This window comes from Saccharopolyspora sp. NPDC045839 (genome assembly GCF_056431645.1).
The window spans coordinates 41,723-67,806 of record NZ_JBWKKH010000029.1; the positions used below are offsets into that span (position 1 = coordinate 41,723).

General features: G+C 71.0%; 22 protein-coding genes. 11 read left to right on the forward strand and 11 right to left on the reverse strand.

Features of this window, described 5'->3' with window-relative positions:
• Positions 1-19: 19 nt before the first annotated feature.
• Positions 20-1,048: an iron-siderophore ABC transporter substrate-binding protein gene (locus AC07EQ_RS31870; RefSeq protein ID WP_478391537.1), complete on the reverse strand. Its 1,029-nt coding sequence runs from the start codon at positions 1,046-1,048 to the stop codon at positions 20-22.
• Positions 1,049-1,252: 204 nt separating this feature from the next.
• Here AC07EQ_RS31870 and AC07EQ_RS31875 point away from each other — a divergent pair, with 204 nt between their 5' ends.
• The 8 genes from AC07EQ_RS31875 (at position 1,253) to AC07EQ_RS31910 (ending at position 9,937) form a co-directional block, all read left to right on the forward strand.
• A complete protein-coding gene (locus tag AC07EQ_RS31875) occupies positions 1,253-1,471 on the forward strand; it encodes a hypothetical protein (RefSeq protein ID WP_478391538.1) in 219 nt (72 codons plus the stop codon).
• A gap of 79 nt (positions 1,472-1,550) precedes the next feature.
• A complete protein-coding gene (locus AC07EQ_RS31880; protein WP_478391539.1) occupies positions 1,551-2,318 on the forward strand; it encodes an EI24 domain-containing protein in 768 nt (255 codons plus the stop codon).
• Positions 2,319-2,377: 59 nt separating this feature from the next.
• The gene (locus AC07EQ_RS31885; protein ID WP_478391540.1) at positions 2,378-3,691 is read left to right on the forward strand and encodes a M20 family metallopeptidase; all 1,314 of its coding nucleotides are present in this window, start codon (positions 2,378-2,380) and stop codon (positions 3,689-3,691) included.
• A 134-nt stretch (positions 3,692-3,825) separates the two neighbouring features.
• Complete coding sequence (locus AC07EQ_RS31890) at positions 3,826-4,803, forward strand: LacI family DNA-binding transcriptional regulator (RefSeq protein WP_478391541.1); 978 nt, start codon at positions 3,826-3,828, stop codon at positions 4,801-4,803.
• A gap of 49 nt (positions 4,804-4,852) precedes the next feature.
• Positions 4,853-5,560, forward strand: coding sequence for a M50 family metallopeptidase (locus tag AC07EQ_RS31895; protein ID WP_478391542.1), 708 nt, complete (start codon positions 4,853-4,855; stop codon positions 5,558-5,560).
• Between the two features lie 247 nt (positions 5,561-5,807).
• Complete coding sequence (locus tag AC07EQ_RS31900) at positions 5,808-6,710, forward strand: oxidoreductase (protein ID WP_478391543.1); 903 nt, start codon at positions 5,808-5,810, stop codon at positions 6,708-6,710.
• 168 nt (positions 6,711-6,878) lie between these two features.
• The gene (locus AC07EQ_RS31905) at positions 6,879-7,688 is read left to right on the forward strand and encodes an SAM-dependent methyltransferase (protein WP_478391544.1); all 810 of its coding nucleotides are present in this window, start codon (positions 6,879-6,881) and stop codon (positions 7,686-7,688) included.
• Positions 7,689-7,777: 89 nt separating this feature from the next.
• A complete protein-coding gene (locus AC07EQ_RS31910; RefSeq protein WP_478391545.1) occupies positions 7,778-9,937 on the forward strand; it encodes a putative bifunctional diguanylate cyclase/phosphodiesterase in 2,160 nt (719 codons plus the stop codon).
• Positions 9,938-10,097: 160 nt separating this feature from the next.
• Here the strand turns inward: AC07EQ_RS31910 and AC07EQ_RS31915 are convergent, their stop codons facing one another.
• Entirely contained in the window at positions 10,098-11,543 is a 1,446-nt protein-coding gene (locus AC07EQ_RS31915; protein WP_478391546.1) for an LVIVD repeat-containing protein, read from the reverse strand.
• A gap of 143 nt (positions 11,544-11,686) precedes the next feature.
• On the opposite strand from AC07EQ_RS31915, the gene AC07EQ_RS31920 reads away from it, so the two are divergent.
• Together AC07EQ_RS31920 and AC07EQ_RS31925 are read left to right on the forward strand one after the other, a co-directional pair.
• Positions 11,687-12,316: a DUF305 domain-containing protein gene (locus AC07EQ_RS31920; RefSeq protein ID WP_478391547.1), complete on the forward strand. Its 630-nt coding sequence runs from the start codon at positions 11,687-11,689 to the stop codon at positions 12,314-12,316.
• Positions 12,317-12,505: 189 nt separating this feature from the next.
• Positions 12,506-14,653: a WD40 repeat domain-containing serine/threonine protein kinase gene (locus tag AC07EQ_RS31925; protein ID WP_478391548.1), complete on the forward strand. Its 2,148-nt coding sequence runs from the start codon at positions 12,506-12,508 to the stop codon at positions 14,651-14,653.
• Positions 14,654-14,717: 64 nt separating this feature from the next.
• Here the strand turns inward: AC07EQ_RS31925 and AC07EQ_RS31930 are convergent, their stop codons facing one another.
• From AC07EQ_RS31930 to AC07EQ_RS31970, 9 genes are all read right to left on the reverse strand, one after another.
• Entirely contained in the window at positions 14,718-15,920 is a 1,203-nt protein-coding gene (locus tag AC07EQ_RS31930) for a cytochrome P450 (protein WP_478391549.1), read from the reverse strand.
• 331 nt (positions 15,921-16,251) lie between these two features.
• Positions 16,252-16,608 carry a GntR family transcriptional regulator gene (locus AC07EQ_RS31935; protein WP_478391550.1) on the reverse strand — a complete coding sequence of 119 codons (357 nt, stop codon included), beginning with the start codon at positions 16,606-16,608 and terminating at the stop codon, positions 16,252-16,254.
• A 45-nt stretch (positions 16,609-16,653) separates the two neighbouring features.
• Positions 16,654-17,655, reverse strand: coding sequence for a methylmalonyl Co-A mutase-associated GTPase MeaB (gene meaB / locus AC07EQ_RS31940; RefSeq protein ID WP_478391551.1), 1,002 nt, complete (start codon positions 17,653-17,655; stop codon positions 16,654-16,656).
• A 2-nt stretch (positions 17,656-17,657) separates the two neighbouring features.
• Entirely contained in the window at positions 17,658-19,862 is a 2,205-nt protein-coding gene (gene scpA, locus AC07EQ_RS31945) for a methylmalonyl-CoA mutase (RefSeq protein WP_478391552.1), read from the reverse strand.
• Positions 19,859-21,724, reverse strand: coding sequence for a methylmalonyl-CoA mutase family protein (locus AC07EQ_RS31950; RefSeq protein ID WP_478391553.1), 1,866 nt, complete (start codon positions 21,722-21,724; stop codon positions 19,859-19,861). The genes scpA and AC07EQ_RS31950 overlap by 4 nt, the downstream gene beginning before the upstream one ends.
• A 120-nt stretch (positions 21,725-21,844) precedes the next feature.
• Positions 21,845-22,402 (reverse strand): hypothetical protein, encoded by a 558-nt coding sequence (locus AC07EQ_RS31955; RefSeq protein WP_478391554.1) that lies wholly within the window; start codon positions 22,400-22,402, stop codon positions 21,845-21,847.
• 143 nt (positions 22,403-22,545) lie between these two features.
• Positions 22,546-22,806, reverse strand: coding sequence for a type II toxin-antitoxin system RelE family toxin (locus tag AC07EQ_RS31960; protein WP_478391555.1), 261 nt, complete (start codon positions 22,804-22,806; stop codon positions 22,546-22,548).
• A complete protein-coding gene (locus AC07EQ_RS31965) occupies positions 22,803-23,084 on the reverse strand; it encodes a type II toxin-antitoxin system prevent-host-death family antitoxin (RefSeq protein WP_358575539.1) in 282 nt (93 codons plus the stop codon). The genes AC07EQ_RS31960 and AC07EQ_RS31965 overlap by 4 nt, the downstream gene beginning before the upstream one ends.
• A gap of 46 nt (positions 23,085-23,130) precedes the next feature.
• Complete coding sequence (locus AC07EQ_RS31970; RefSeq protein ID WP_478391604.1) at positions 23,131-23,328, reverse strand: hypothetical protein; 198 nt, start codon at positions 23,326-23,328, stop codon at positions 23,131-23,133.
• Between the two features lie 145 nt (positions 23,329-23,473).
• Here AC07EQ_RS31970 and AC07EQ_RS31975 point away from each other — a divergent pair, with 145 nt between their 5' ends.
• Entirely contained in the window at positions 23,474-25,987 is a 2,514-nt protein-coding gene (locus tag AC07EQ_RS31975; protein ID WP_478391556.1) for a DEAD/DEAH box helicase, read from the forward strand.
• Positions 25,988-26,084: the final 97 nt, after the last annotated feature.

Consider the following 26,084-nt stretch of genomic DNA (forward strand, 5'->3'; position numbering starts at 1 on the left):
GGTGCAAACCCGGGGTCCGTCAGCTCAGCGCGTCGACCAGCTTCGGCGTCAGCCGCTCCAGGGCGAACGGGATGCTGGAGACGGTGGCCGAGCCCAGCGCCATGGTCAGGTCGTAGTCGTCCAGCAGCACCAGGGATCCGCGCTTGGCCGCGGGCAGGTTGTTCAGCAGCGGGTCCTTGCGGACCGCGTCCACGTCGGCGGCCTTGGCGGTCGTCACGATCACGACGTCCGCGTCCAGCAGTCCCACCTGCTCCTTGCTGACCTTGACGTTGAACTTGCCGCCGCTGTCGAGGTTCTCGACGGCCGGCGACAACCGCAGCCCGAGCTGCTCCAGCAGGGCGGTGCGGGCGTCCTGCTTGGTGTAGGCGGCGTAGGTGCCCGCCGAGTCGGTGCGGACCGTCACGTGCGTCTTGCCCTCGAACAGCGGGTTCGCCCGGCGGGTCTGCTCGATGCGCTCCTGGGTGTCGGCGAGCAGCTTGGCGACCTCGGCCTGCTTGCCCAGCGCCTGGCCGATCGTCTCGGCCTGCACCCGCCAGTTCACCCCGTAGTCGATGGAGTTCGGCGGCTGCGCCACCACCGGGTTGAAGGTGCTGAGCCGGTTGTACTGCTCCTGCGTCAGGGCGCTCTGCAGCGCGATCATGACGTCCGGGGCGAGCGCGATGACGCCTTCCACGTCGACCTCGCTGCCGAACACCTTGGGGCGCCGGCCGCCCAGGAACGGCTCCGCCCACGGGCCGACACCGCTGTCCCACGGGCCCCACTTGGTCAGCCCGGCCGGGATCACGCCCAGCGGCAGCAGCACGTCGTGGTCGGTGATGCCCAGCGTGACGACGCGCTGCGGTGCGGCCTTGATCTCCGCCGCGCCGTACCGGTTCGGGACGTTCGCCGGGAATCCGGGCCCGGCCTGGGCGTTGCCGGTCCCGTCCGGTCCGCCGGAGCCGCCGCAGGCCGTCAGCCCGGCGGCCAGTCCGGCGGCGAGCACGCCGGACGTGCCGATCAGGAAGCCCCGACGGCCGAACCGGGCACCAGCTGCTGGGGGAGGCGTCATCACCGAAGTCCTTCGTCGTCCGGTTCGGGCCGACAGCCCGAAGTTCTGGCAAGAAAGGCTAACCTAAGTTGACCTCTTCCGGTCGGGCAACCGCGGACCGCTCCCGGTGAGACGGATCACCGCAGGTCGTTCGCGGGGTATGGTTTACGGGGAGAGATCGCACGTGCACCATGCGTGAACAGCCGCGGGGATGCTGGAGCCGCCATGAGTGACGATGATGTTTTCGGCCGTCGCTGGGTGCTCGCCGAGGACGAGCTGCTGAGGATGCTCTGGCGCAGCCACGCCGGGGAGAACCCGGACGTCCTGCTGGTGGAGCTGCACGCGAACCACCAGGAGGACCGCCGCAATCCCGGGCCGGCCGACGGCCGGCGGCCCCGGTCGGTGCCGCACCCGCGGCGCAACCGGCACCGCGTGGTGCGCTGATCCACGGTTTCCCGCCCGGCTGCCGCGCCGCGGCCGATACGGTGGGCGTCGATCGCCACCGCACGGGAGACCAATCCTGATGAGTTCGTTCCTCTCCGGTGTCCGCACGCTCGGCACCGGTTTCGGCATCATCCTGCGCAATCCGAAGCTGCTGTTCCTCGGCGCGCTGCCGGCGCTGATCAGCGCCTTGCTGCTGCTGGGCGGCCTCGGCACGCTCATCTACTTCAGCCCCGATCTGGTCACCTGGATGACGCCGTTCGCCGACAGCTGGGGCGATGCCGCCCGCCAGGCGCTGCGCATCCTGGTGGGCGTGGCGCTGGTCGGCGCCGGCGGGCTGCTGGCGTCGGTGTCGTTCATCGCCGTCACGCTGCTCATCGGCGGACCGTTCTACGAGCACATCGCCGAGCAGGCGGAGCAGAAGCTCGGGCTGGACGCCTCCGACGACGGCGCCGGTTTCGCGCGGCAGCTCGGCCGCGGCGTCCGGGATTCGCTGAAGCTGGTGGGCGTGGCGCTGGTCGGCGCGATCCTGCTGTTCGGCATCGGGTTCATCCCGGTGGTCGGGCAGATCGCGGCGCTGGTGCTGGGCGCGTTCTTCGGCGCGTGGCTGGTCACCCTGGAGATGGTCGGCCTGGTGTTCCAGCGGCGCGGCCTGACCTTCCGCGACCGGCGCCGGGCCCTGCGGCAGTACCGGGCGGTGGTCTTCGGCTTCGGGCTGCCGACCTACCTGCTGTGCCTGATCCCGGTCGCGCAGCTCTTGGTGATCCCGTCGGCCGTCGTCGGCGGCACGCTCCTGGCGCACCGGGTGCTCGGACCGGTTCCCCGGCAGGACGGCGCCGCGCGGCGGTGATTCGCCGCGCAACACCGCTACGCAAGACGCGTTTGAGCACAGGTTTTAGAGTTCGGGGTGTGACACAGCCTACGCAGCCCGATGACTCCTACCTCCGCGCCGTTTCCGCTGCTACCGAGCGAGCCGTGGCCGCCGCCGAGCCGATCCGCTCCGAGTTCGCGGGCGCCGGCGAGGCATTGCGCGCCGACGTCGAGCGGTGGGTGGACGACAACGCCGAGGAGCTCGTCGCGCTGAGCCGGGAGCTGCACGCGCACCCGGAGGAGGCGTTCGCCGAGCACCGGTCCGTCGCCCAGGCCGCCGAGCTGCTGCGGCGCCACGGGCACGACGCCGAGGTGGGCGTCGGCGGGCTGGACACCGCGCTGCGCGTCGAGGCCGGCGGCGACGGCCCGCACGTCGCGGTGCTGGCGGAGTACGACGCGCTGCCGGGCATCGGGCACGGCTGCGGCCACAACATCATCTGCTCGGCGGCCGTCGGCGGGTTCCTCGCCGCCGCCACCGCGGTGTCGGCGACCGGCGGCCGGGTCAGCCTGGTCGGCACGCCGGCCGAGGAGGGCGGCGGCGGCAAGGAACACCTGGCCAGGGCAGGGCTTTTCGACGACGTCGACGCGGTCGTGATGCTGCACCCGTTCTCCCACGACATCGCCGCGCACCCGTTCCTCGGGCGGCGCCAGCTGGAGGTGGTGTTCCACGGCGTCGCCGCGCACGCCGCCGCGCAGCCGTTCATGGGCCGCAACGCGCTCGACGCGGTCGTGGCGACGTACCAGGGCGTCGCGGCGATGCGGCAGCACATGCCGTCGACGGACCGGGTGCACGGGATCATCACCGACGGCGGCAAGCGGCCCAACGTCGTGCCCGACCGAGCCGCGGCGGTGTTCTACGTCCGGTCCGCCGAGCCGGGCTCGTTGCAGGACCTCGCCGCCCGGATCGAGGCGATCGCGCACGGCGCGGCCTCGATGACGGGCTGCGGCGTCGAGCTGAACTGGGACAACAACCCCGCTTACCTGCCCATCCGGCACAACGACGCGCTGGCGGCCCGCTGGGCGCAGCACCAGGCCCGGCGCGGCCGGACGTCCCTGCCGCGCGGCGTCGTCCCGGAGTACCTCACCGGCTCGACGGATCTCGGCAACATCAGCTACCGGCTCCCGGCGATCCACCCGATGATCGGCCTGGGCGACCCGAACCTCGCCCTGCACACCGAGGAATTCGCCGCCGCGGCGGCGAGTCCGGCGGGCGACCGGGCGGTCCTCGACGGCGCGATCGGCCTCGCTCTGACCACAGTGGACTACCTGGCCGACGCGGACCTCCGGCGGGCGGCCCAGGACGAATTCGCCGCCGCCGGAGGGGCCCTCGACGTGGCGGCGTACTTCGACTGACGGAGTCGGGACCCGCCTACTGCGCGCCGGGCCGGATGAGGCCCGACTCGTAGGCGCCACGAAGTAATCGTCCGGACGAGGAACCGCTGCGAAAACGATTACAGTACTGGGTGGTATCCAGCGGAGGAGGTGGCGTGGGCGTCACGATCCACGACGTGGCGGCGCGGGCCGGGGTGTCGGTCGCGACCGCGTCGCGAGCCCTGTCGGGGCAGCGCGGCGTGCGAGCGGAGAACCGGGAGAAGGTCCTCGCGGCGGCCCGCGAGCTCGACTACGAGCCCAACGTCGTCGCCGCGTCACTGCGCAGCCGCACCACGCACACCATAGGCATGGTCGTGCCTCGCATTGGCAACCCCTTCTTCGCCACGCTCGTCGAGGCAGTGGAGAAGCAGCTGCAGGACGGGCAGCGCAGCCTGCTGCTCGCGAACTCGCACTACGCGCCGGAAACCGAACAGCGCCAGGTCCGCGCGCTGCTGGATCGCCGGGTCGACGCGCTGATCATGATCCCGTGCCACCGCGAACGCAGCGGCGAGGTGCTGGCGGCGGCGGCCGGGCGGGTTCCCGTCATCCAGCTCGACCTGCGGGTGGACGGCTTCGCGGGCAGCTGGGTCGGGGTCGACAACGAGGCCGGGGTGAGCCAGGTCGTGCGTCACCTGCTGGGGCTCGGCGCGAACCGCTTGGTGTTCGTCGGATCGCGGCCGACCGACTCGTCGGCGCAGGCCCGGCTGGACGGTTTCCGGCGCGCCGCCGGCGACGGCGCCGACGTGCTGCTCGGCGACTTCAGCAAGGAATGGGGTCAGCAGGCCGGGGAGCTCCTGCTGGCGCAGGGGTCGCTGCCGGACGGCATCGTGTGCGGCAACGACACGATCGCCCTGGGCGTGCTGAGCGAGCTGGCGCGGCGGGGCGTCCGGGTGCCCGAGGACGTCCGGGTCACCGGCTTCGACGACATCCCGTACGCCGAACTCGCCCAGCCCGCGCTGACCACGGTGCGGCAGCCGCAGGAGCAGATCGCGGCGGAGGCGGTCCGGGTGCTGGGGGCGCACCTCGCCGGCGACGAGGGCGCGTCCCGCAGCGTCGCCATCGCCCCGGAGCTGGTCGTCCGCGCCTCCGGCTGAGCGACGGCTACGCTGGGCCGCGGTCTGTCGCCGACCTTGGGTGTCTACTGTGGACGATTTAGTGCGGGAGTGGTCCGCGCAACTGCTGGATTCGGGCAACATCGCCGCGCTGGTCGCGGGCGTGCTCTCGCTGCTCCTGGTGCTCAGCCGCAACACCTGGCTGCTGCTGCGCAACGTGGTGACGATCGCCCACGAGGGCGGGCACGCGGTGGTCGCGCTGCTCAGCGGGCGCAAGCTGAACGGCATCCGGCTGCACTCCGACACCTCGGGGCTGACCGTGTCGACCGGCAAGCCGACCGGACCGGGCATGGTGTTCACGCTGCTGGCCGGATACCCGGCGGTGTCGCTGCTCGGGCTCGGCGGAGCGTGGCTGGTCACCGTCGACCTCGCGCACGTGATGCTGTGGGCGTGCATCGCGCTGCTCGCCGCGATGCTGCTGGCCATCCGCAACGCCTACGGCGTGCTGTCGATCGTGTTCACCGGCGGCGTGATCTTCGCGGTGTCCTGGTTCGCGACGCCGGCCTGGCAGGCGCTGTGCTGCGCGCTGTTCAGCTGGTTCCTGCTCTTCGGCGGCCTGCGGCCGATCGCCGAGCTGCGCCGCAAGCGCTCCGGCGGCCGCGCCCCGAACTCCGACGCCGACCAGCTCGCCCGGCTCACCGGGCTGCCCGCCGGGATCTGGCTGGCGATCTGGTTCCTCGCCGGGCTCGCCGCCATCCTGGTCGGTGGAACCTGGCTACTCCTGATGCCGCAGGTGTGAATTCTTGTTTCCAGGCTCGTTTTGCGTGGCGGTGCGGGTGGCGGAACCTCAGAAGCCTTCTCGACTCCGGGATCCCCGACTTGAGTATGACCAATACGAGGCGTCGAGGCTGTCCTCGCGAGAAGGCTTCTGAGAACCCGCGGCGGTGCGAGCTGCGGGCGTGGGCTAAGCGGCTGCGCCGCTTCAAAGACAATGATGTGAGCAACGGCTTGTTGCCGAGGGCGTGGTTTTCTAGCAGCATCGCGGCGTGACGAGTGCTTCGACCGCCCTGGGTGGAAAGTTCCCGCTGACCGCGGAGTCGACCGTGAGCCGGCTCGGTTTCGGCGCGATGCAGCTGGCCGGGCCCGGCGTGTTCGGCCCGCCCGCCGATCGCGAGCAGGCGATCCGGGTGCTGCGCCGCGCCGTGGAGCTGGGCATCGACCACATCGACACCAGCGACTTCTACGGGCCGTGGGTGGTCAACGAGCTGATCGCGGAGGCGCTGCGGCCCTACCGCGACGGGCTCGTGCTGGCCACCAAGATCGGCGCCTACCGCGACCACGAGGCGGCGTGGCTGCCGCTAAACCACCCCGACGCGCTGCGCGCGCAGGTGCACGACAACCTGCGCCGCCTGCGGCTGGAGACCCTGGACCTGGTCTACCTGCGGCACACCGTCGACCGGGGCATCGCGCTGGCCGACCAGCTCGGCGCGCTGGCCGAGCTCCGCGAGCAGGGCCTGCTGCGCGCCATCGGACTGTCCAATGTGTCCGCCGCGCAGTTCGAGGAGGCGCGGCGGCACACCGAGATCGCGTCCGTGCAGAACCTCTACAACGTGGTGAACCGGACCTCGGCCGACCTGGTCGAGCAGACCGCGGCGGCCGGTGCCGCGTTCGTCCCGTTCTTCCCGCTGGGCTCCGGTTTCGCCGACAGCCGTGCCCGCCAGGACGACGTGCTGCGCGCGATCGCCGAGCGTCGCGGCGCGCCCCAGGCCCAGGTGTCCCTGGCCTGGCTGCTGCAGCGCTCGCCGAACATCCTGCTGATCCCGGGCACCTCCTCCCTCGGCCACCTCGAGGAGAACACCGCGGCCGCCGGGGTGGCACTCACCGCCGAGGACGTCGCCGAGCTCGACGCCCTGGTCGCCGACGGGGAAACCCTCGAAGAGGCGCACTGACGCTCACCGCGGCTGCCTGCGCCGGATCACGCGGCAGGGCACGATTCTGGCACCAGCGAGTCGAGCTCGATCGATACGGATAGTCGCGGCATGGTCACGCCCGTCAAGCCGTTTGGTGTCACCCAGTAGTCTGTCCGACACGCAACGGCGCGAGAATTGAGGCGAACCGTGACCGAACAGGCAACGTGGGTACCCCAAGATGTCGATGAGGAGATCCCGAGCGCGGCACGGCTCTACGACTACTTGCTGGGCGGCGCGCACAACTTCGCCGCCGACCGGACGTTGGCCGAGAAGTTCCTGTCCGCGCTGCCCAGCGCGCGCGACGTGGCGCGGCTCAACCGGGCCTTCCTGCGGCGCGCCGTGGTCCACATGGCGCAGCAGGGCGTGCGGCAGTTCCTCGACGTCGGCTCCGGCATCCCGACCGTGGGCAACGTGCACGAGATCGCCCAGGCCGCCGACCCGCACGCGCGCGTGGTGTACGTGGACTACGAGTCGGTCGCCGTCGCGCACAGCCAGCTGCTGCTGGAGGGCAACGACAACGCCACCATCATCCAGGCCGACCTGGTCGAGCCGGGCGTGATCCTGGAGCACCCGGAGACCCGCCGGCTGCTCGACTTCGACGAGCCCATCGGCCTGATCATGGCCGGGGTGTTCCACTTCGTGTCGCACGAGCTGGACGCCCCGGCGATCATCGCCCGCTACCGGGACGCGCTGGCGACCGGCAGCTACCTGGCGCTGTCGCACTTCACCGCCGACATCAGCCCGGACGAGATGGCCGGTGTGGTGGAAGTCATGCGGCGCAGCTCGGACCCGATCCACACCCGCACGCACGCGGAGATCACCGAGCTGTTCACCGGATTCGACCTGGTGGAGCCGGGTGTCGTCGGCACCGCGCGGTGGCGGCCGGACCGGCCCGAACGGGCCGCCGACGAGCCCGGCGGCTCGCAGATCTACGCGGGGGTGGGACGCAGGCTATGACGGGTCACGGGGGGCGTGGCGCTGATATCCGATGATGCTAGGAAGGTGTGCGACCAGGGCGATTCGCCGAACGTTGACGGACGGGTGAGATGAGCGACGGAACCCCGGACGCCCCGCGCGGGATGCCGGACGTGCTGGACCCGAAGCGGTACGACGCCGGCTGGCGGGCCGAAGTGGCGCGCCGCTGGGCGGCTGAGCTCAGCACGGCGTCCTACATCCCGCTGGCCCGCGAGACCGTCGAGGAGACGCTGCGGGAACTCGTCGACCGCGTCGTCGGCGCCCTGGACGATCCGTCCGCGGTTGACGAGGTGGGCCGCACCGTCGGCAGCAGGCTGGTCGAGATGCACGCCACCGGCGAGGACAGCCTGCCGCTGAGCCTGAACCTGCTGCGCGACGAGCTGGTCCAGCTGCCCGGGAACGACGCGGTGCGCCGGATCCTCGGGCTGGTCACCGCGGTCGCGGCCGGCTACGCCGCGGCCGACCGGGAGAGCACCTTCGTCCAGCAGGAGACGCTGAAGAAGGCGCTGCTGCGCTCGAAGCTGAAGGCCGACCGGGAGCTCGCGGCCAGCGAGGCGCGGTTCGGCGAGGTGTTCACGACGACGCCCATCGGGGTCGCGATCTGCGACCTGGAGGGCAAGTTCGTCCAGGTGAACCCGGGGTTCGAGAACACCCTGGGCTACCAGGCGCACGACCTGGCGGCGATGACGATCCACGACCTGTTCCACCCCGACGACGCCGAATACCTGGCGGCCGCCTACCGCGAGCTCGCCGAGGGCGGCAGCTCGAAGCGGCTCGGCGACCGCAAGCGCCTGCAGCACGCCACCGGCGAGGAGGCGTGGGTCTACCTGGCGGTGTCGGTGCTGCGGGGCTCCGACGGCGCGCCGCGGCACTTCGTCACGATGGTCGAGGACATCACCGAGCTGCACCTGCTGCAGGACCGCTTCCAGTACCAGGCCCTGCACGACGCGCTGACCGGGCTGCCGAACCGGCAGTTCTTCCACACCCGCCTGGAGACGGCGCTGGCGAACCTGCCGCGCGACACCCGGCTGGCGCTCTACCACCTCGGCCTGGACGGCTTCGAGCTGATCAACGACGGCCTCGGCTACGAGGTCGGCGACCGGGTGATCAAGGCCGTGGCCCGGCGGCTGGAGCAGCTGGTCGAGAACGAGGAGGCGATCGTCGCGCGGTTCGGCGGCACCGAGTTCGCGATCCTGCTCTGGCAGCAGGAGAAGACGCCGCCGGTGACAACGTTGACCCAGCAGATCAACGACCTGCTCGCGGAGCCGGTCTACGTCGGCGAAGGCCAGGGCATCGCGGCGTCGGCCGGGATCGGCGTGGTGGAGCGGATGGTGGCCGACGCCGACGCGGCGAACATGCTGTGGGCGGCGGACGTCGCGCTGCGCCGCGCGGAGGCCGCGGGCAAGCGGCAGTGGGCGCTGTTCGACCCGGACACGGCGCCGGAGGAGCGGATCGAGTCGAAGCTGGCGGCGGTGATGCCCGGCGGCCTGGAGCTCGGCGAGTTCGAGGTCCTCTACCGGCCGCTGGCCCGCATGGACAACGGCGCGCTGGTCGCGCTGGAGGCCGAACTCCGCTGGGAGACGAGCGAATACGGCACCCTGGAGCACGGCGAGTGCCAGCGCCTCGCGGAGCGCTCCGGGGTCACCCTGTCGCTGCGGGACTGGATGCTGGAAACCGCGTGGCGGCAGCTGTGCGAGTGGCACACGGCGGGGTACCCGGTGCAGCTGAAGCTGTCGCTGAGCCCGAACCAGGGCCAGGACCCGGACCTGGCGGCGGTGATCCACCGGGTGCTGGCCTCCTGCGACATCGACGCGACCTGGATGCGGCTGTGCATGCCGATGGCGGCGATCAGCGGCGACCACGAGGAAGCCCGGGACAACGTCCGCTACCTCAGCAGCCGCGGCATCAAGACCTCGCTGCACAGCTTCCGCGGCTCCGCGGACGAACTGCGCCTGCTGCGCGACCTCCCGGTCGACTCGGTGCGCCTGTGCGACGACCTCGTCGGCCTGGTGCACGCGGCGGAGTCCGCGGACGTGCCGGAGGTGCAGGCGATCCGGGCCCTGGTGCCGCTGGTCGACGCCTGCGGAGCCCGCCTGTGGGTGGGCGGGATCGACACGGCGGAGCAGGCGGCCACCTGGCGCGAGATGGGCTGCGAGGTCGCCGCGGGAGCCCACTTCGGAGGCCCGCTGTTCGCCTTCGACGTCCCCGACTTCCTCGGCGCGAGGGACTAGCCCGGGCGCCGGGAAGGGCTCGCGATTTTGCCTAAAATTGGGAACCCGCCGAGCGCAGCCCGCGTCGTGGCGATCCGGGGGTTTCCAATTTTGCCTAAAATTGGAAAGGTACGGCCCCCGCCGGAGGTTCCGGCGGGGGCCGCATCACGTTGCTACCGGCTCAGTTCTGGTACACCGGCTGGGTTTGCGGGTTGAACTCCTCGAAGCGGACCTTCTTCGCCGGGTCCGTCCGCTTGTCCTTGATGTCCAGCACGTCCAGGCCTTCCTGGATGCCGCTGGAGTAGATGTAGCCGTTGTAGTAGTACGCCGACCAGGAACCCGCCGTCTGCAGCTTCGCCGGGTCGAACGCGCTGCGGTCGAAGAAGCCGATCTCCTCCGGCTTGGTGGAGTCGGTGAAGTCCCACACCGACACGCCGCCCTGGTACCAGGCCTGCACCATGATGTCGCGGCCGTCGACCGGGATCAGCGAACCGTTGTGCGCCACGCAGTTCTCGGTGTCGGCCTGGTGGCGCGGGATCTTGAAGTAGTTGCGGAACTCCAGCTTCGAGTCCGCGCCCGAGCCGACGATGTCGTAGACGCCGTTGGCGCCGCGGGTCGGGCCGGTCGCCTCGTTGCAGGTGGCCGCGCTGCCGCCGCCGAGCTCGTCGGTGAAGACGACCTTGGTGCCCTCGTTGTTGAACGTCGCCGAGTGCCAGAACGCGAAGTTCTCCTCGTCGCGGACCTGGTTGATCACCCGCGGCTGCTCCCGGTCGGAGATGTCCAGCAGCACGCCGTCACCCATGCAGGCGCCGGCGGCGAGGTCCTTCTCCGGGAACGCCGTGATGTCGTGGCAACCCGTGGTCGCGCTGGCGTCCGGCGTGCCCGGGTTGCCGCCGTCCGGGAACAGCACGGGCGCGTCCACGATCACCGGTTCCGCCGGGTTGTCCAGCGGCACCTTGATGATGGAGATCTTGTCGTGCGGCGGCTGGCACTTCGGGAATTCCGCTCGCGGGCCGTACGACGAGATGTACAGGTACACCGCCTCGCCGGCCTTGTCCGGCACCAGGGTGTGGGTGTGCGAGCCGCAGTCGGTGGCGATCGCCGACACGTAGCGCGGCTTGGCCGGGTCGCTGATGTCGAAGACCTTCATGCCCTCCCAGCCGTTGGGGTCCTTGGCGTCGGTCTTCTCGCTGGTGCACGTGTTGTTCGTGCGCGGGTAGTCGGTGGAGACGAACAGCAGGTCGCCGGAGACGGAAACGTCGCCCTGGCCGCCCGGGCAGAGCACCTGCGTGACGATCTGCGGCTTCTTCGGGTTCTTGATGTCGTAGACGACGAAACCGTCGTAGTTGCCGACGTACGCGTAGTCCTGCTTGAAGGCGATGTCGGTGCCGAAGGCTTCGAGCGTGTTGAAAGGCGCCTGCTTCGGCAGGTTCGTGACGTGCTCGATGTTCTCGCTCTTGCTGACGTCGCCGGCCGGCGCGGCGACGGTCTGCGCGGAGAGTTCCTCGGGGCCGTTGTTCGGGGGCGTCGCCGCGGATGCCGGGGCGAGCGCTAAGCCGAGAGTCAACACTCCGAGCGCGGCGCCCAGCACGCGCAACCTTCCCCTAGGGCTCGGTTTCAAGACCATCCACTCCCATGCTCGTCGCTGCCCTGAGTCCGGGCAGTCGAAATGGGCGGTACCGAGTACCGCTGGAGATCAGTATTGTTATGCCCGGATCGTGGCCCTATCGGCCAATTGGCCGCAATTGCCTGCAACACGAGGAGGAATCGATGCGCCGGTTAACAGCCGCGTTGCTTCTGGCGGTGGGCGCGCTGGCCGGTTGCGCGACGGAGCAGGCGTCGCCGCCGGTGGTACTGCCGGGTGCGCCGGGCGACCAGCCTCAGGTGGTGGCGAGCGTGGCGCCGGAGCGGAGCACGCCGGTCGAGGTCGAGGCGGACTACGTGCGCATGATGATCGCGCACCACCAGCAGGCGGTGGAGATGACGTCGCTGTCCCCGGAACGCGTGCAGGATCCCAAGGTTCGCGCGCTGTCGGAGCGCATCGGCGGCGCGCAGGGCCCGGAGATCGGCGCGATGCAGGGCTGGCTGGCCACCCGCGGCCTCGACGAGCAGACCGGCCACAGTGGACACAGCGGCCACGGCGGCGGGCACGATCACGCGAGCATGCCGGGCATGGCGACCCCGGAACAGCTGGCGCAGCTCGGGAACTCCAAGGGTGCGGACTTCGACCGGCTGTTCCTGCGGCTGATGATCGCCCACCACGAAGGCGCGCTGACGATGGCCACCGACGTCATGGCCAACGGCCTGGACGAGCAGGTCCACGCGATGGCCCAGGACGTCCTGGTGACCCAGCAGGACGAGATCAACACCATGCGAGCCCTGCAGGCCGAAGTGGGCTGAGCCGTCCCGGCTTGTCCTAATTGGGCGGACGGGGTCGCGCTATGCGCCGTTCCGCTTCCGCGCAGGGGACCTTCCTGGGAAGATCCATGATCTGGATTCGCGCGATCCTGGAGAGGGGATCATGGCAGTCGATGCGATGTCCGGCGGTGTTCCGGCCGCCATTTCGGCACTGACTGGAATGGGGTCGTCGTGCGGCCGTTAGGTCTGTCGGGCCCGCGCGAGGTCGGGCAGTACCGGGTGCTCGCGGAGCTGGGCCGGGGCGGGATGGGGCGGGTGCTGCTGGGAAGCGGCCCCGATGGCCGGCTGGTCGCGCTCAAGCTGGTGCACGAGCAGTTCGCCGAGGACGACGGGTTCCGGGAGCGGTTCCGCCGCGAGGTGGAGGCATCTCGCGCGGTGTCCGGCGCGTACACCGCCGCGGTCATCGATGCCGACCCGGACGCGCCCGCGCCGTGGCTGGCATCGGTTTTCGTGCCCGGTCCCTCGCTGCACGAGACAGCGGCGGCCATCGGTGCGCTGCCGGAGGATTCGGTGCTGCGCTTGGCCGCCGGGCTGACCACCGCGCTGGTCCAGATCCACCGGGCCGGGCTGGTGCACCGGGACCTGAAACCGTCCAACGTGCTGCTCGCCGACGACGGTCCCCGGGTCATCGACTTCGGCATCGTCCGGGCCGTCAACGGCGACCGGGCCGGCGACCTGACCCGGGCCGGCTGGCTGGTCGGCTCGCCCGCGTACATGTCCCCCGAGCAGGCCAAGGGCGAGCCGGTGACCTCGGCCAGCGACGTGTTCTCCCTCGGCTCGGTCGTCGTCGCGGCCTGCACGGGTGCGAGCCCGTTCACCGACACGGCGACCCTGCAGACCCTGAACAACGTCGTGCAGGTCGACCCGGACCTCTCCGGGGTTCCCGGCGCGGTACGGCGCATCGCCGAGCCGTGCCTGGCCAAGGACCCCGCCGAGCGGCCGACCCCGGCCGAGCTGCTGGAATCGATCGGCCAGATCGCGCCGTCCGCGCGGCCGTGGCCCGCCGGGGTGCACCGGTTGATCGCGCAGCGGAACGCCGACATCGCCCGGCTCCTCGACGCGTCGCAGGTACCGACGGCGACCACCGGCACGCCGACGGTGGTGTCCACCCGGGTGGCCACCGGCCCGACCCGCGAGGCCACCGCGGCGGAAACCCCGCCCACGCGCGCCGAGCCGACGGCCGACCGGCCCAGGGGGAGTGCCCGGCGGCGCTCGCTGGGGTTCGGCATCGCCGCCGTCGCGCTGGCGCTGGTCGGCGTCCTGATCTGGGCGCTGCAGCCGCCACCGCAGGTCGCCGCGCCGCCGCCGCAGGTTCCCCAGGTCGGTTCGATGGCCGCTGCAGTCCCGGCCCGGCGTCTGTTGTTCAGCCCGGACGGCCGCACCCTGGCGACCGTCCAGCAGGACAGCACCGTGCAGTTGTGGAACGTCGCCGAACAGCGTCAGGTCGGCCAGATCATCGGCCCGCTCGACGGTCTGAACGACCTCGTGTTCAGCCCGGACGGCCGCACCCTGATCGCCGCGATCTACGGCGACTCCAACGCTTCGGTGCGCCAGTGGGACGTGGCCAGCGGCGCCCAGGTCGGCCAACACCCCATCGCCGGGGTCGGCGAACTGGCCGAGCGGTCCGAGTGGCTGGTGTTCAGCCCGGACGCCCGCTACCTGGCCGTCAGCTACTCCCAGAACGAGGACGGGGACGAGGACGTGGACCTCGTGCGGCTGTGGGACGTGGCCAGCGGTCAGCAGATCGGCGATCCCACCTTCCGGAACGAGGGGTACGACGCTCCTGGGATCACCTTCAGCCCGGATGGCCGCACCGTCGCGATCAGCGTGCAGTGGTCCGACAGGTCCGGGTCCGAGAACGACGTCAGCGCCGTGATCCTGTGGGACGTGGCCAGCCGCCAGCAGATCGGCGACCCGATCAGCCTGCCCCGGGCCGAGAGCCTCAGCACCGCCGCGTTCGGCCCCGACGGCCGCGTCCTGGTGACCGTGGGCACGGCCACCGCGACCACGTCCGACGACGAGACCGACAGCGCGTCCACCGAGACCAGCTGGCTGCGGTTGTGGGATCTGTCCAGCCGCAACCAGATCCGCCAGCCCAGCACCGTTCCGGACGGCTCCTGGCAAGTGCCCAACCCGGACGGAAGTGTGCTCGCCATCGTGGACAACAACACCGTGCGGCTGTGGAGCGTGCCCGGCAGCGAGCAGATCGGCTCCTCGATCGACCGCATCACCACCATGTCGTTCAGCCCGGACGGCCGCACCCTGGCAACCGCGGGCGAGGACGGCGTCGTGCGGCTGTGGAGCGTCCCCGCCAGCTGACCTGCGCTTCGGGCGGGTGCAGGACGTCCTGGTCACTCCGCGGGCCGGGGTGGGCCGAGTGGGCTCACCACTCGACCCGGAGCTGGTGCAGGCCCCGGACGAGACCGCCGGTCTTCCAGGGCAGTTCGGCGTCGGTCAGGCGCAGTTGCGGGAAGCGCCGGGCGAGTTCGCCGAGCCCGATCTCCAGCTCGATCCTGGCCAGCTGCGCGCCGAGGCAGCGGTGGATGCCGTTGCCGAAGGCCAGGTGGCGGTTGGGCAGGCGGGCGGGATCGAAGTCGTCGGGAGCGTCGAACACCGCGGCATCGTGGTTCGCCGAGCTCAGCGAGACGAGCACGGTGTCACCCTCGGCGATGGTCACCCCGCCCAGCTCGACCGTCGCGGTGGCGACCCTGGGGAAGGCCACCTCGTAGCTGAACAGCGGGAGGTAGCGCAGCAGCTCGTCCACCGCGGGCCCCATGAGCTCGGGGTGCTCGATCAGCTGTCGCCACTGGTCGGGGTGGTCGGCGAGCAGCATGGCCACCGAGTTCGCCAGCTGGTTCTTGGTGGTCTCGTGCCCGCCGATCAGCAGTGTGAATCCGAGCGTCACGAGTTCGTCCTCGGTGAGCCGGTCGTCCTCGTCACGCGCCGCGATGAGCAGGCTGAGCAGGTCGTCGGTGGGGGTGCGGCGCTTGTCGGCGACGAGTCCGGCGATGTAACCGCCCATCCGCGCATACCCCGCCTGGACCTCCTCGGGCGGCAGCCCGGTCACGGTGAGGATGCGCTCGGTCCAGTCCTGGAAGTCGTCCCGGTCCTGGTGGGGCACGCCGAGCATCTCGCAGATGATCTCGATGGGCAGCGAGGCGGTGAAGTGCTCGATCAGGTCGACCGGGGGCGTCAGCTCGGCGAGCCGGTCCAGCAGCCGGTCGGTCACTTCCCGCACGCGCGGCCGGAGCTGTTCGATCTGCCGGGAGGTGAACACCTTCGCGACCAGCTTGCGCAGCCGGGTGTGCTCCGGTGGGTCGGTGGCGAGGATCTGCTCCGGCGGCAGCTCGAAGTTGCCCACTCTGGGGATGCCCGGGTCGATGGCGCGGGCCAGGCTGAACCGCGTGTCGAGCAGCACGGCGTTGACCTCGGCGTAGCGGGTGACGAGCCAGACCGGCCGACCGGACAGCAGGACCCTGGTGATCGGCTGCTCGTCGCTCAGCCGGACCAATCGTTCGTGGTGGTCGCTGCTGCCGTCCGCGGTGGTGAACGGGAAAACCGGGAGTTCGCTCTCGGTCGCGCGCACAACGCCTCCTGGGGAGGGATCTGACCGGCCCGGTCGCGCGCGGACATGGTGGAGCCGTCCCGGGGAGGAACCGCTCCGGCGGAACCTTGCCGGTAGCTCAACTCTGGGGACCTCGGTGGTTTCCGCTCGGTGCGGCACCCACCACCAGCAGGCTATCGCTCTGCTGAGCTGTCGTCGATCAATTTAGAATGGCCAGAACCGTTGCCCGATAGGACTAATCTCGGCGGCGAGGCTTCTTCCGCGGGAGCGGCTGAACCGGGTGCAGGTGGGCGGCTACCAGATCCGCCAGCCCAGCACGGTTCCCACGGCCTTTTGGCGGGATGCTGCGGAGTCAGGCCTTCAGGGCCGCTCGGACGATCGCCAGGGCCTCGTCGGCGGAGATGCCCAGCGCGTGGGTGATCTGGGCGTAGGTCGCCGCCGCTTCCGCTGCTCGGGCCGCCGCCTGGTTGCCCGCGTCGGAGACGAAAGTGCCTGCGCGGCCACGGGTTTCGAGCAGCCCCGCCTGTTCCAGTTCCCGGTATGCCTTCGCCGCCGTGTTCGCCGCGATGCCCAGCTCCGCCGCCAGGGCGCGGACCGTCGGCAGCTTGGTGCCCACCGGGAGTTCGCCGCTGTTGATCTGCTCCGCGATCGCCGACCGCACTTGCTCGAAGGGCGCGACGCCCGAGGTGTTGTCAACGCTGATCCGCATGGTTCTCCCGGGTCGAGTCTGCTCGGGCCAGTATCCGCCCCCGTCCTACGTGGATTCCCGGCCGGGCTTCCGGAAGGCGTCGAGCAGCTGTTCCGCCGCCAGGCTCGCGGTGAGTTCTCCCGCCCGCACCCGGGTTTCCACGTCGCCGACGATCGCGCGGACCGCCGGGTGGTGGGTGAGTTCCGACATCAGCTGGTCGCGCACCAGGGCCCAGGTCCACTCGACCTGCTGGCGGCTGCGCTTGTCGGCCAGCTCGCCGGCCTCGTCCAGCGCCGCCCGGTGCTGCTCGATCTGCTCCCACACCGTGTCGAGCCCGAGCTCCTGCAGGCCGCTGCAGGTCAGCACCGGCGGCGTCCACGCCGCGCTGACCGGGGTGAGCAGGCGCAGCGCGCCGCGGAGCTCGCGGGCCGCCTTGCGGGCCTCGGCCGCGTGGTCGCCGTCGGCCTTGTTGACCGCGATGACGTCCGCCAGCTCCAGCACGCCCTTCTTGATGCCCTGCAGCTGGTCGCCGGTGCGGGCCAGGGTGAGCAGCAGGAAGCAGTCCACCATGCCCGCGACCGTCACCTCGGACTGGCCGACGCCGACGGTTTCCACCAGCACGACGTCGAATCCGGCCGCCTCCATCAGCACGATCGTCTCGCGCGTCGCGCGCGCGACGCCGCCGAGCGTGCCCGCCGACGGCGACGGCCGCACGAACGCCGCGGGGTCGCTGGCCAACCGGCCCATCCGCGTCTTGTCGCCGAGGATGCTGCCGCCGCTGCGGGTCGACGACGGGTCGACCGCGAGCACCGCGACGCGATGCCCAGCCGCGGTCAGCATCGAGCCCAGCGCCTCGATGAAGGTCGACTTGCCCACCCCGGGCACGCCGGTGATGCCGACGCGGTGCGCGCCGCCGCTGTGCGGGAGCAGCTCGACGAGCAGTTCCTGGGCCAGCGCGCGGTGGTCGGCGCGGGTGGATTCGACGAGCGTGATCGCCTGCGCCAGCTTGGTGCGGGAACCGGCGAGCACGCCCTTGGCGTAGTCCTGGACGTCGATCTGTCGCGGCATGATCAGTGGTCGAGTCGGGTGCGGAGTTCTTCGAGCAGGCCCAGCGCGGCGTCGGCGATCACGGTGCCGGGCGGGAAGATCGCGCTGGCCCCGGCCTGCCGGAGGGCGTCGAAGTCGGCCGGCGGGATGACCCCGCCGACGACGACCATGATGTCCTCCCGGCCCAGCCCGGCCAGCTCGTCGCGCAGCGCGGGCACCAGGGTCAGGTGCCCGGCCGCGAGGCTGGAGACGCCGACGATGTGCACGTCCGACTCGGCGGCCTGGCGGGCCACCTCGGCCGGGGTCTGGAACAGCGGGCCCACGTCGACGTCGAAGCCGAGGTCGGCGAACGCGGTCGCGATCACCTTCTGGCCGCGGTCGTGGCCGTCCTGCCCCATCTTGGCGACCAGGATGCGCGGCCGGCGGCCTTCGGCGTCGGCGAAGTCCACCACCTGCCGGCGGGCCGCCTCCAGCTGCTCCGACGGCCCCGACTCGTCCCGGTACACGCCGGTGATCGTACGGATCTGCCCGGAGTGGCGGCCGAAGACCTTCTCCAGCGCATCGGAGATCTCGCCGACGGTCGCCTTCTCCCGCGCCGCGTCCACGGCCAGCGCCAGGAGGTTGTGCGCCATGTCGTTGGGGCGCTGGTCGGACATCGACGCCTCGGCAGCCGCGGTGAGCCGGCGCAGCGCGTCCTCGCAGGCCTGGCTGTCGCGCTCCTCGCGCAGCCGACGCAGCTTCTCCAGCTGCTGCGCGCGAACCCCGGCGTTGTCCACTTTGAGCACGTCGATCTGCTCGTCGCCGTCGTAGCGGTACTTGTTGACGCCGATCAGCGGCTGCCGCCCGGAGTCGATGCGGGCCTGGGTGCGGGCCGCGGCCTCCTCGATGCGCAGCTTGGGGATGCCGGCGTCGATGGCCTGCGCCATGCCGCCCGCGTCCTCGACCTCGGCGATGTGCGCCCAGGCGCGCTCGGCGAGGTCCTTGGTGAGGCGCTCCAGGTAGTAGCTGCCGCCCCACGGGTCGATCACCCGCGTGGTCCCGGATTCCTGCTGCAGCAGCAGCTGCGTGTTGCGGGCGATGCGCGCGGAGAAGTCGGTGGGCAGCGCCAGCGCCTCGTCGAGCGCGTTGGTGTGCAGCGACTGGGTGTGGCCCTGGGTGGCGGCCATCGCCTCGACGCAGGTGCGCGCCACGTTGTTGTAGACGTCCTGGGCGGTCAGCGACCAGCCGGAGGTCTGCGAATGGGTGCGCAGCGACAGCGATTTCGGGTTCTGCGGCTCGAAGGCCTGCACCAGCTTCGACCACAGCAGCCGCGCCGCGCGCAGCTTCGCGACCTCCATCGCGAAGTTCATCCCGATGCCCCAGAAGAACGACAGCCGGGGCGCGAAGGCGTCGATGTCCAGCCCGGCCTGCCGCCCGGCGCGCAGGTATTCGACGCCGTCCGCGAGGGTGTAGGCCAGCTCCAGGTCGGCGGTCGCCCCGGCCTCCTGGATGTGGTAGCCGGAGATGGAGATGGAGTTGAACTTCGGCATCCGCTGCGAGGTGTAGGCGAAGATGTCGGAGATGATCCGCATCGACGGTTGCGGCGGGTAGATGTAGGTGTTGCGGACCATGAACTCCTTGAGGATGTCGTTCTGGATGGTCCCGGCCAGCTTCTCCGGCGCGACGCCCTGCTCCTCGGCGGCGACGATGTAGAGCGCCATCACCGGCAGCACCGCGCCGTTCATGGTCATCGACACGCTCATCCGGTCCAGCGGGATGCCGTCGAAGAGCTGGCGCATGTCGAAGATCGAGTCGATCGCCACCCCGGCCATGCCGACGTCGCCCGCGACGCGCGGGTGGTCGGAGTCGTAGCCGCGGTGGGTGGCGAGGTCGAACGCCACCGACAGGCCCTTCTGGCCGGCGGCCAGGTTGCGGCGGTAGAAGGCGTTGGACTCGTCGGCGGTGGAGAACCCGGCGTACTGCCGCACCGTCCACGGCTGGTTGACGTACATCGTCGGGTACGGCCCGCGCAGGAACGGCGCCAAACCCGGGTAGGTGTGCGGGAATTCGAGCCCCTCGACGTCGGCCGAGGTGTAGAGCGGCTTGATGCCGATGCCCTCCGGCGCCTCCCAGACCAGGGCGTCGGCCTCCTTGCCGGTGGCGGCGAGGATCTCGGCCTGCCACCGGGCCGGGTCGGCGGCGGGGGTGGCATCCAGCGGGATGTCGGCGAAGTTCGGGATCTGCGTCATCGGCCCACTCCCAGCTTCTCGTGGACGTCGGTGAGGACGGCCAGCGCGTCGCACCCGGCGAAGACGAACCCGTCGACGCCCTCCGGTGGCGGATCGCCCGGTTTTCCGGCCAGCAGCACGTGCTTCGCCCCGGCCTGCTTGAGCGCCGCGGCGGTTTCCGCGGCGCGTTCGGCGTAAACCTTGTCGCTGGAGCACAGGCAGACCACCGGCGCGCCGGCGTACGCCGCCAGAACGTCCTCTGTGGACTCCGTCGCTCCGGCGTCGGTGCTTTCGATGCCGCCTGCGGCGAGCAGGTTCCGCGTGAACGAGGCGCGCGCGTTGTGCGCCGCGAGCGAGCCGAGCGTCGCGAGGAACACCGTGGGGCGGTTGCCCGTCTCGGCGAGCCGCGCGTCGGCGGCGTCGCGCAGCCGCTCGAAGTCCTCGGCGTAGCGGTGCACCGGGAGGCCGCCCGAAGGCTGCTGCGGTGCGGGCTCGCGCTCCAGCGGCGCCTCGTCCAGGTTCGGGAACTCGCTGACGCCGGTGATCGCGTCCGCGCGGTGCGCGATCGCCGCCCGGCGCTCCTCCCACGTGGCCGAGAGCCGCTCGGCGACGAGGCCGGATTCCAGCGCGGCGGGCAGCCCGCCCGCGGCCTCGATCTCCTGGAACCACCGCCAGGCGGCCTGCGCCAGCTCGTCGGTCAGCGACTCGACGTACCAGGAGCCGCCCGCCGGGTCGATCACCTGCGCCAGGTGCGATTCCTCCAGCAGCAGGGTCTGCGTGTTGCGGGCGATGCGGCGGGAGAAGCCGTCCGGCAGGCCGATCGCGGCGTCGAACGGCAGCGCGGTGACCGCCTGTGCGCCGCCCATCCCGGCGGCGAAGGTCGCGATCGTCGTGCGCAGCATGTTCACCCACGGGTCGCGCCTGGTCAGCATGGCCGCCGATGTCACGGCGTGCTGGGCCTGCGCCCGCGCGGGCTCCGACGCGCCGCAGGCGCGGGTGACCTGCTCCCACAGCCGCCGCGCGGCGCGCAGCTTGGCGATGCCTAGGAACTGGTCGGCATTGGTGGCGTAGCGGAACTCCAGCAGCCCGGCGGCGGTGTCGACGTCCAGCCCGGCCTCGGTCAGCAACCGCAGGTAGGTCGTGCCCGCGGCGAGCGAGCAGCCGAGCTCCTGCGCGTCCGAGCCACCCGCCTCGTGGTACGGCAACCCGTCCACGACCAGCGCCTTCAGCTCCGGGAACTCCGCCGCGCAGCGGCGCGCCAACCGCACCGCGCCGTCCCGGTCGCCGGGGCGGCCGGTCCGGGCCTGCACGCCCAGCGGGTCCGCGCCGAGGTTGCCGCTGAGGCCGCTGCCGCGCACGCCCTGCTCGGCGGCGACCGCCAGGAACGCCTCGGCGGCGGCGACGAAGTCCTCGCCCGCGTCCAGGGCCACGCCGATCATGTCCAGGTGGACGCCTTCCAGCGCGTCCGCGAGGTCGTCGACGGCCAGTCCGCCGGAACCGAGCCGGAGCCACAGCGACGACACGCCGTTGTAGAGGTCGGCCAGGACCTCCCGGTTGGTTTCGGCGGCATCCGGGTTCTCGTGCCGCTGCCGCACGTCCCAGCCCTCGGCGACGCTGCCCTGCGGGCGGCTGCCGCGCACGAACGGCGCCAGCCCTGGCGAGCCGGCCTCGGGCGGCCCCTCGGAGTAGAGGGGGTGCACGACTATGCCGTCGTAGGTCGTCGAGGCGAGCACGTCCTCCACCGGACCGGCCGGGGGCTGCTCGCCGATCAGTCCTGATCGCTGCAGCACCTTCTTGACCTGAGCCCGCCACTGCTCGCGGTCCACGGGTGTGGCGGAGGAGAGGTCCGGCCCGCCGCCGCTCGACATCGAGTGCGCCACCATGGAGGTGAGGTTAGCCGAGTGACCGGTTCTGGGAATACCCCTGATCTGTGAATCAGGTCGCAAGGCGACCTAGCGGCGATTCACTTAGCGGCGATGTGCGGTAGTCCGGCGGCGGCCCGGTCAGTCCCATTCCCAGGCGATCCCGAGGGTGCCCCGCGGCACGTCGCGGGTCGCGAGGTGCACCGACCGGCCGCCGGTGATGGCCAGCTCCGCGCCGGGGCTCTCGGCGTCGAACGGATCCTGCCGGAAAGAGCGGCACCGCACCGGAAGTGCGGACTCGGCGAAGCGCACCGACATCACGTAGGCATCCGCCGGATACCGGAAGGCGCGGCGGTGGTCCAGGCTGATGGCCGGGTGCTCGATGCGCAGCTCGTACTCCAGCAGCTGCGTCTCGCCGGCCCGCAGGCTGCGGTCGAACAACAGCTCCGCGGCCATGATCGGGACCGCCGGATGCCGGCTGACCCGACCCAAGCGGCAGTTCTCGGTCGGCGCCAGCACCAGCGAGCGCGAATCGCTGCCCGGCTCGCCGCGATACACGAAGAGGTGACGGTCGGGGCCGTCCTCCAGCGCCCGCAGCACCGTCCGGGTGCGGACCCGGTGGATCGCGAGGTCCGGGCCGACCGTGGCGATGTCCTCCATCGCGAAGGTGCGCAGCTTGCTGTCCGACGGGCCGAGCACCGGCTCGATCGTCTGCGCCAGGGCGCTGGACGGTTCGAGGATCCCGTCGTAGCGGCGGTACTTCGGCGCGCGCCGGGTGCGCAGGTGGTGTTTCCGCCTCGCACCCGGAGCGCTCGTCGTTCTAGGCGTCGCCCGTGCAGCTGTCAGCGCTCGTAGATCTCGCGACGGTGGCCGACCGCGACCACCACCACAACGAGGCGTCCATCTTCGACGCGGTAGATCACCCGGAAATCCGAGACCCGGATCCGCAGGTAACCGGAAACGCCCTTGAGCGCGATGGCCCCGGCGGGGCGCGGATTCGAGGCGAGCTGATCGATCGCGACCTGCAGCCGTCGCCGAATCGGCTTGTCCAGCTTGGCCAGGGTCTTCAGGGCATCGCGGGTGATCTCGATCTGGTAGGTCACTGATCCCGCTCCAAGGCGACGATCGCCGCTTCCCAGGAAACCGTGCCCGACTCTTCCGCCTCGGCGACGCGGCGCGCCCAGTGCGCGTCTTCCTCGGCTTCCCAATGCTCGGCGACGTCCGCTGCCACCAGTGCGGCAACCCGCTTGCCCCGGTGAGTCAGGTAGACGTACTGGCCCTCGCTCGCCAGCTCGATGTAGTTCGGCAGCTGGGCGCGGGCAGACGAGACGTTGACTTCGATGGCGGCGCTGTCGTCCATGTGTACAGCTTCGACGCTCATGCGCGAATTGTACAGTCCGTACAAGTAGTTGATCGATCACCCTGGGTCACGGGCGGCGGCCGCAGAGGTGGTAGACCCAGCCGGTTTCCGGGGTGTAGTGCAGTTCGTAGTGGGTCTCGATCTTCGGGCCGTCGTGCAGGTGGACGTGCCGCAGCAGCCGCCCCGCGACCGCCTCCGAGTCGCGCAGGTCCTGGATCCGGCCGTCCAGCGGCCCACCGACGAAGCGCACGTTCCGGCTCACGATGACACCCCTCCTCCCGCACGTGCCCCAATGGTCCCCGATCGCAGGTCCCGAGCACCAGCACGCGAACCGGCGTGGCTCCCGGGGCCGCGGGTTCGGCCACCCCGGGTCACTCCGGCCCGAGCTGACCAGGGACGATGGGGGACTGATGAAGCTCACCGATCAGCTCCCGGCCCTGACGACCGACACCCCGGACCCCGACGCGCTGCTCGACGCGTTCGTGTCCTGGACCACCGACCAGGGCATCGCGCTCTACCCGGCGCAGGAAGAAGCGCTGATGGAGGTCGTGACCGGAGCGAACCTGATCCTGAGCACGCCGACCGGCTCCGGCAAGAGCCTGGTCGCCACCGGGGCGCACTTCACCGCGCTGGCCGCCGGCAAGCGCAGCTTCTACACCGCGCCGATCAAGGCGCTCGTGTCGGAGAAGTTCTTCTCGCTGGTGGACGTCTTCGGCGCCGAGAACGTCGGCATGATGACCGGCGACAGCAGCGTCAACGCCGACGCCCCGATCATCTGCTGCACCGCGGAAATCCTGGCCAACATCGCGCTGCGCGACGGCGACCGCGCCGACGTGGACCAGGTCGTGATGGACGAGTTCCACTTCTACGCCGAGCCCGACCGGGGCTGGGCGTGGCAGGTGCCGCTGCTGGAGCTGCCGCGCACCCAGTTCGTGCTGATGTCCGCCACGCTCGGCGACGTCACGTTCTTCCAGGAGGACCTGACCCGGCGCACCGGCCGGGAGACCGCCGTGGTCACCTCGGCGGAGCGGCCGATCCCGCTGACCTTCCGCTACGCCAAGACGCCGCTGCACGAGACGATCGAGGAGCTGCTGGCCGGTCAGCAGGCCCCGGTGTACGTCGTGTACTTCAACCAGGCCTCCGCGCTGGAGCAGGCGCAGGCGCTGATGAGCGTCAAGGTCGCCACCCGCGAGCAGCGCGACCAGATCGCCGAGGCGATCGGCGACTTCCGGTTCACCGCCGGGTTCGGCAAGACCCTCTCCCGGCTGGTGCGGCACGGCATCGGCGTGCACCACGCCGGGATGCTGCCGAAGTACCGGCGGCTGGTCGAGCAGCTCGCGCAGGCCGGGCTGCTCAAGGTCATCTGCGGCACCGACACCCTCGGGGTGGGCATCAACGTGCCGATCCGCACCGTGCTGATCACCGGACTGACCAAGTACGACGGGGTCCGCACCCGGCACCTGAAGGCGCGCGAGTTCCACCAGATCGCCGGTCGCGCCGGCCGCGCCGGGTACGACACCGCCGGCTACGTGGTGGTGCAGGCGCCCGAGCACGAGATCGAGAACGAGCGGGCGATCGCCAAGGCCGGCGACGACCCGAAGAAGAAGCGCAAGCTGGTGCGCAAGAAGGCGCCCGAGGGCTTCGTGTCCTGGAGCGAGAAGACCTTCGAGAAGCTGGAATCCGCCGAGCCGGAGCCGCTGCGGTCCAGCTTCAACGTCAACCACGCGATGCTGCTCAACGTCATCAACCGGTCCGGCGATGCGTTTTCCGCGATGCGCCACCTGTTGACCGACAACCACGAGGACCGGCCGACGCAGCGCCGCCACATCCTGCGGGCCATCGCGATCTACCGCGCGCTGCTGTCCGCCGGCGTGGTCGAGCAGCTCGACGAGCCCGACGAGCAGGGCCGCCGGGTGCGGCTGACCGTGGATCTGCAGTTCGACTTCGCGCTCAACCAGCCGCTCTCGCCGTTCGCGCTGGCCGCGATCGAGCTGCTGGACTCCGAGTCGCCGAGCTACCCGCTGGACGTGCTGTCGGTGATCGAGTCCACTCTGGACGATCCGCGGCAGGTGCTCTCGCAGCAGCAGTTCAAGGCGCGCGGCGAGGCCGTGTCGCAGATGAAGGCCGACGGCATCGAGTACGACGAGCGGATGGAGCTGCTCGAGGAGATCACCCACCCGAAGCCGCTGGCCGAGCTGCTGGAAGCCGCCTACGAGACCTACCGCAAGGGACACCCGTGGGTCGGCGAGCACGAGCTGTCGCCGAAGTCGGTGGCCCGCGACATGTACGAGCGGGCGATGAACTTCGTCGAGTTCGTCAACTTCTACGGGCTGGCCCGCTCCGAGGGCCTGGTGCTGCGCTACCTGGCCGACGTCTACAAGGCGCTGCGGCACACGGTGCCCGACGACGCCAAGACCGAGGAGCTCACCGACATCATCGAGTGGCTCGGCGAGCTGGTCCGGCAGGTCGACTCCAGCCTGCTCGACGAGTGGGAGAAGCTGCGCCACCCGGGCGCGGAGCCGACGGTCGTGGCGGTGGACGAGGGCCCGGAGCGGATCACGCTGAACAAGCGGGCCTTCCGGGTGCAGGTGCGCAACGCGCTGTTCCGCCGCGTGGAGCTCGCGGCCCGCCGCCGCTACGACGAGCTCGGCGAGCTGGACGGCGACAGCGGCTGGGACGCCGACGCGTGGGCCGACGCGCTGGAGGAGTACTTCGAGCAGCACGAGGAGATCGGCGCCGGCCCGGACGCGCGCGGCCCGGCGCTGCTGCTGATCACCGAGGAGGCGGAGCGCTGGCTGGTCCGGCAGATCTTCGCCGACCCGGACGAGGACCACGACTGGGGCATCAGCGGCGAGGTCGACCTCGCCGCGTCCGACGAGGCCGGTGCCGCCGTCATCCGGATCACCGACGTCAACCAGCTCTGACGGTCTGCAAAGACGACCTCTTCGGCGGTGGCGGAGCCGAAGCAGCTGCCTTAGCATCCCGGCGGGATCACCCAGAACGTCGCCGAAGGGAGCCGGG

Bases quoted from the DNA above. Each gene is read 5' to 3' on its own strand.
- AC07EQ_RS31975 (WP_478391556.1), top strand. From the start codon at position 23,474: ATGAAGCTCACCGATCAGCTCCCGGCCCTGACGACCGACACCCCGGAC.
- AC07EQ_RS31875 (WP_478391538.1), top strand. From the start codon at position 1,253: ATGAGTGACGATGATGTTTTCGGCCGTCGCTGGGTGCTCGCCGAGGAC.
- meaB (WP_478391551.1), bottom strand. From the start codon at position 17,655: ATGCCGCGACAGATCGACGTCCAGGACTACGCCAAGGGCGTGCTCGCC.
- AC07EQ_RS31920 (WP_478391547.1), top strand. From the start codon at position 11,687: ATGCGCCGGTTAACAGCCGCGTTGCTTCTGGCGGTGGGCGCGCTGGCC.
- AC07EQ_RS31915 (WP_478391546.1), bottom strand. From the start codon at position 11,543: ATGGTCTTGAAACCGAGCCCTAGGGGAAGGTTGCGCGTGCTGGGCGCC.
- AC07EQ_RS31935 (WP_478391550.1), bottom strand. From the start codon at position 16,608: ATGCGGATCAGCGTTGACAACACCTCGGGCGTCGCGCCCTTCGAGCAA.
- AC07EQ_RS31870 (WP_478391537.1), bottom strand. From the start codon at position 1,048: ATGACGCCTCCCCCAGCAGCTGGTGCCCGGTTCGGCCGTCGGGGCTTC.
- scpA (WP_478391552.1), bottom strand. From the start codon at position 19,862: ATGACGCAGATCCCGAACTTCGCCGACATCCCGCTGGATGCCACCCCC.
- AC07EQ_RS31965 (WP_358575539.1), bottom strand. From the start codon at position 23,084: ATGAGCGTCGAAGCTGTACACATGGACGACAGCGCCGCCATCGAAGTC.
- AC07EQ_RS31950 (WP_478391553.1), bottom strand. From the start codon at position 21,724: ATGGTGGCGCACTCGATGTCGAGCGGCGGCGGGCCGGACCTCTCCTCC.
- AC07EQ_RS31880 (WP_478391539.1), top strand. From the start codon at position 1,551: ATGAGTTCGTTCCTCTCCGGTGTCCGCACGCTCGGCACCGGTTTCGGC.
- AC07EQ_RS31910 (WP_478391545.1), top strand. From the start codon at position 7,778: ATGAGCGACGGAACCCCGGACGCCCCGCGCGGGATGCCGGACGTGCTG.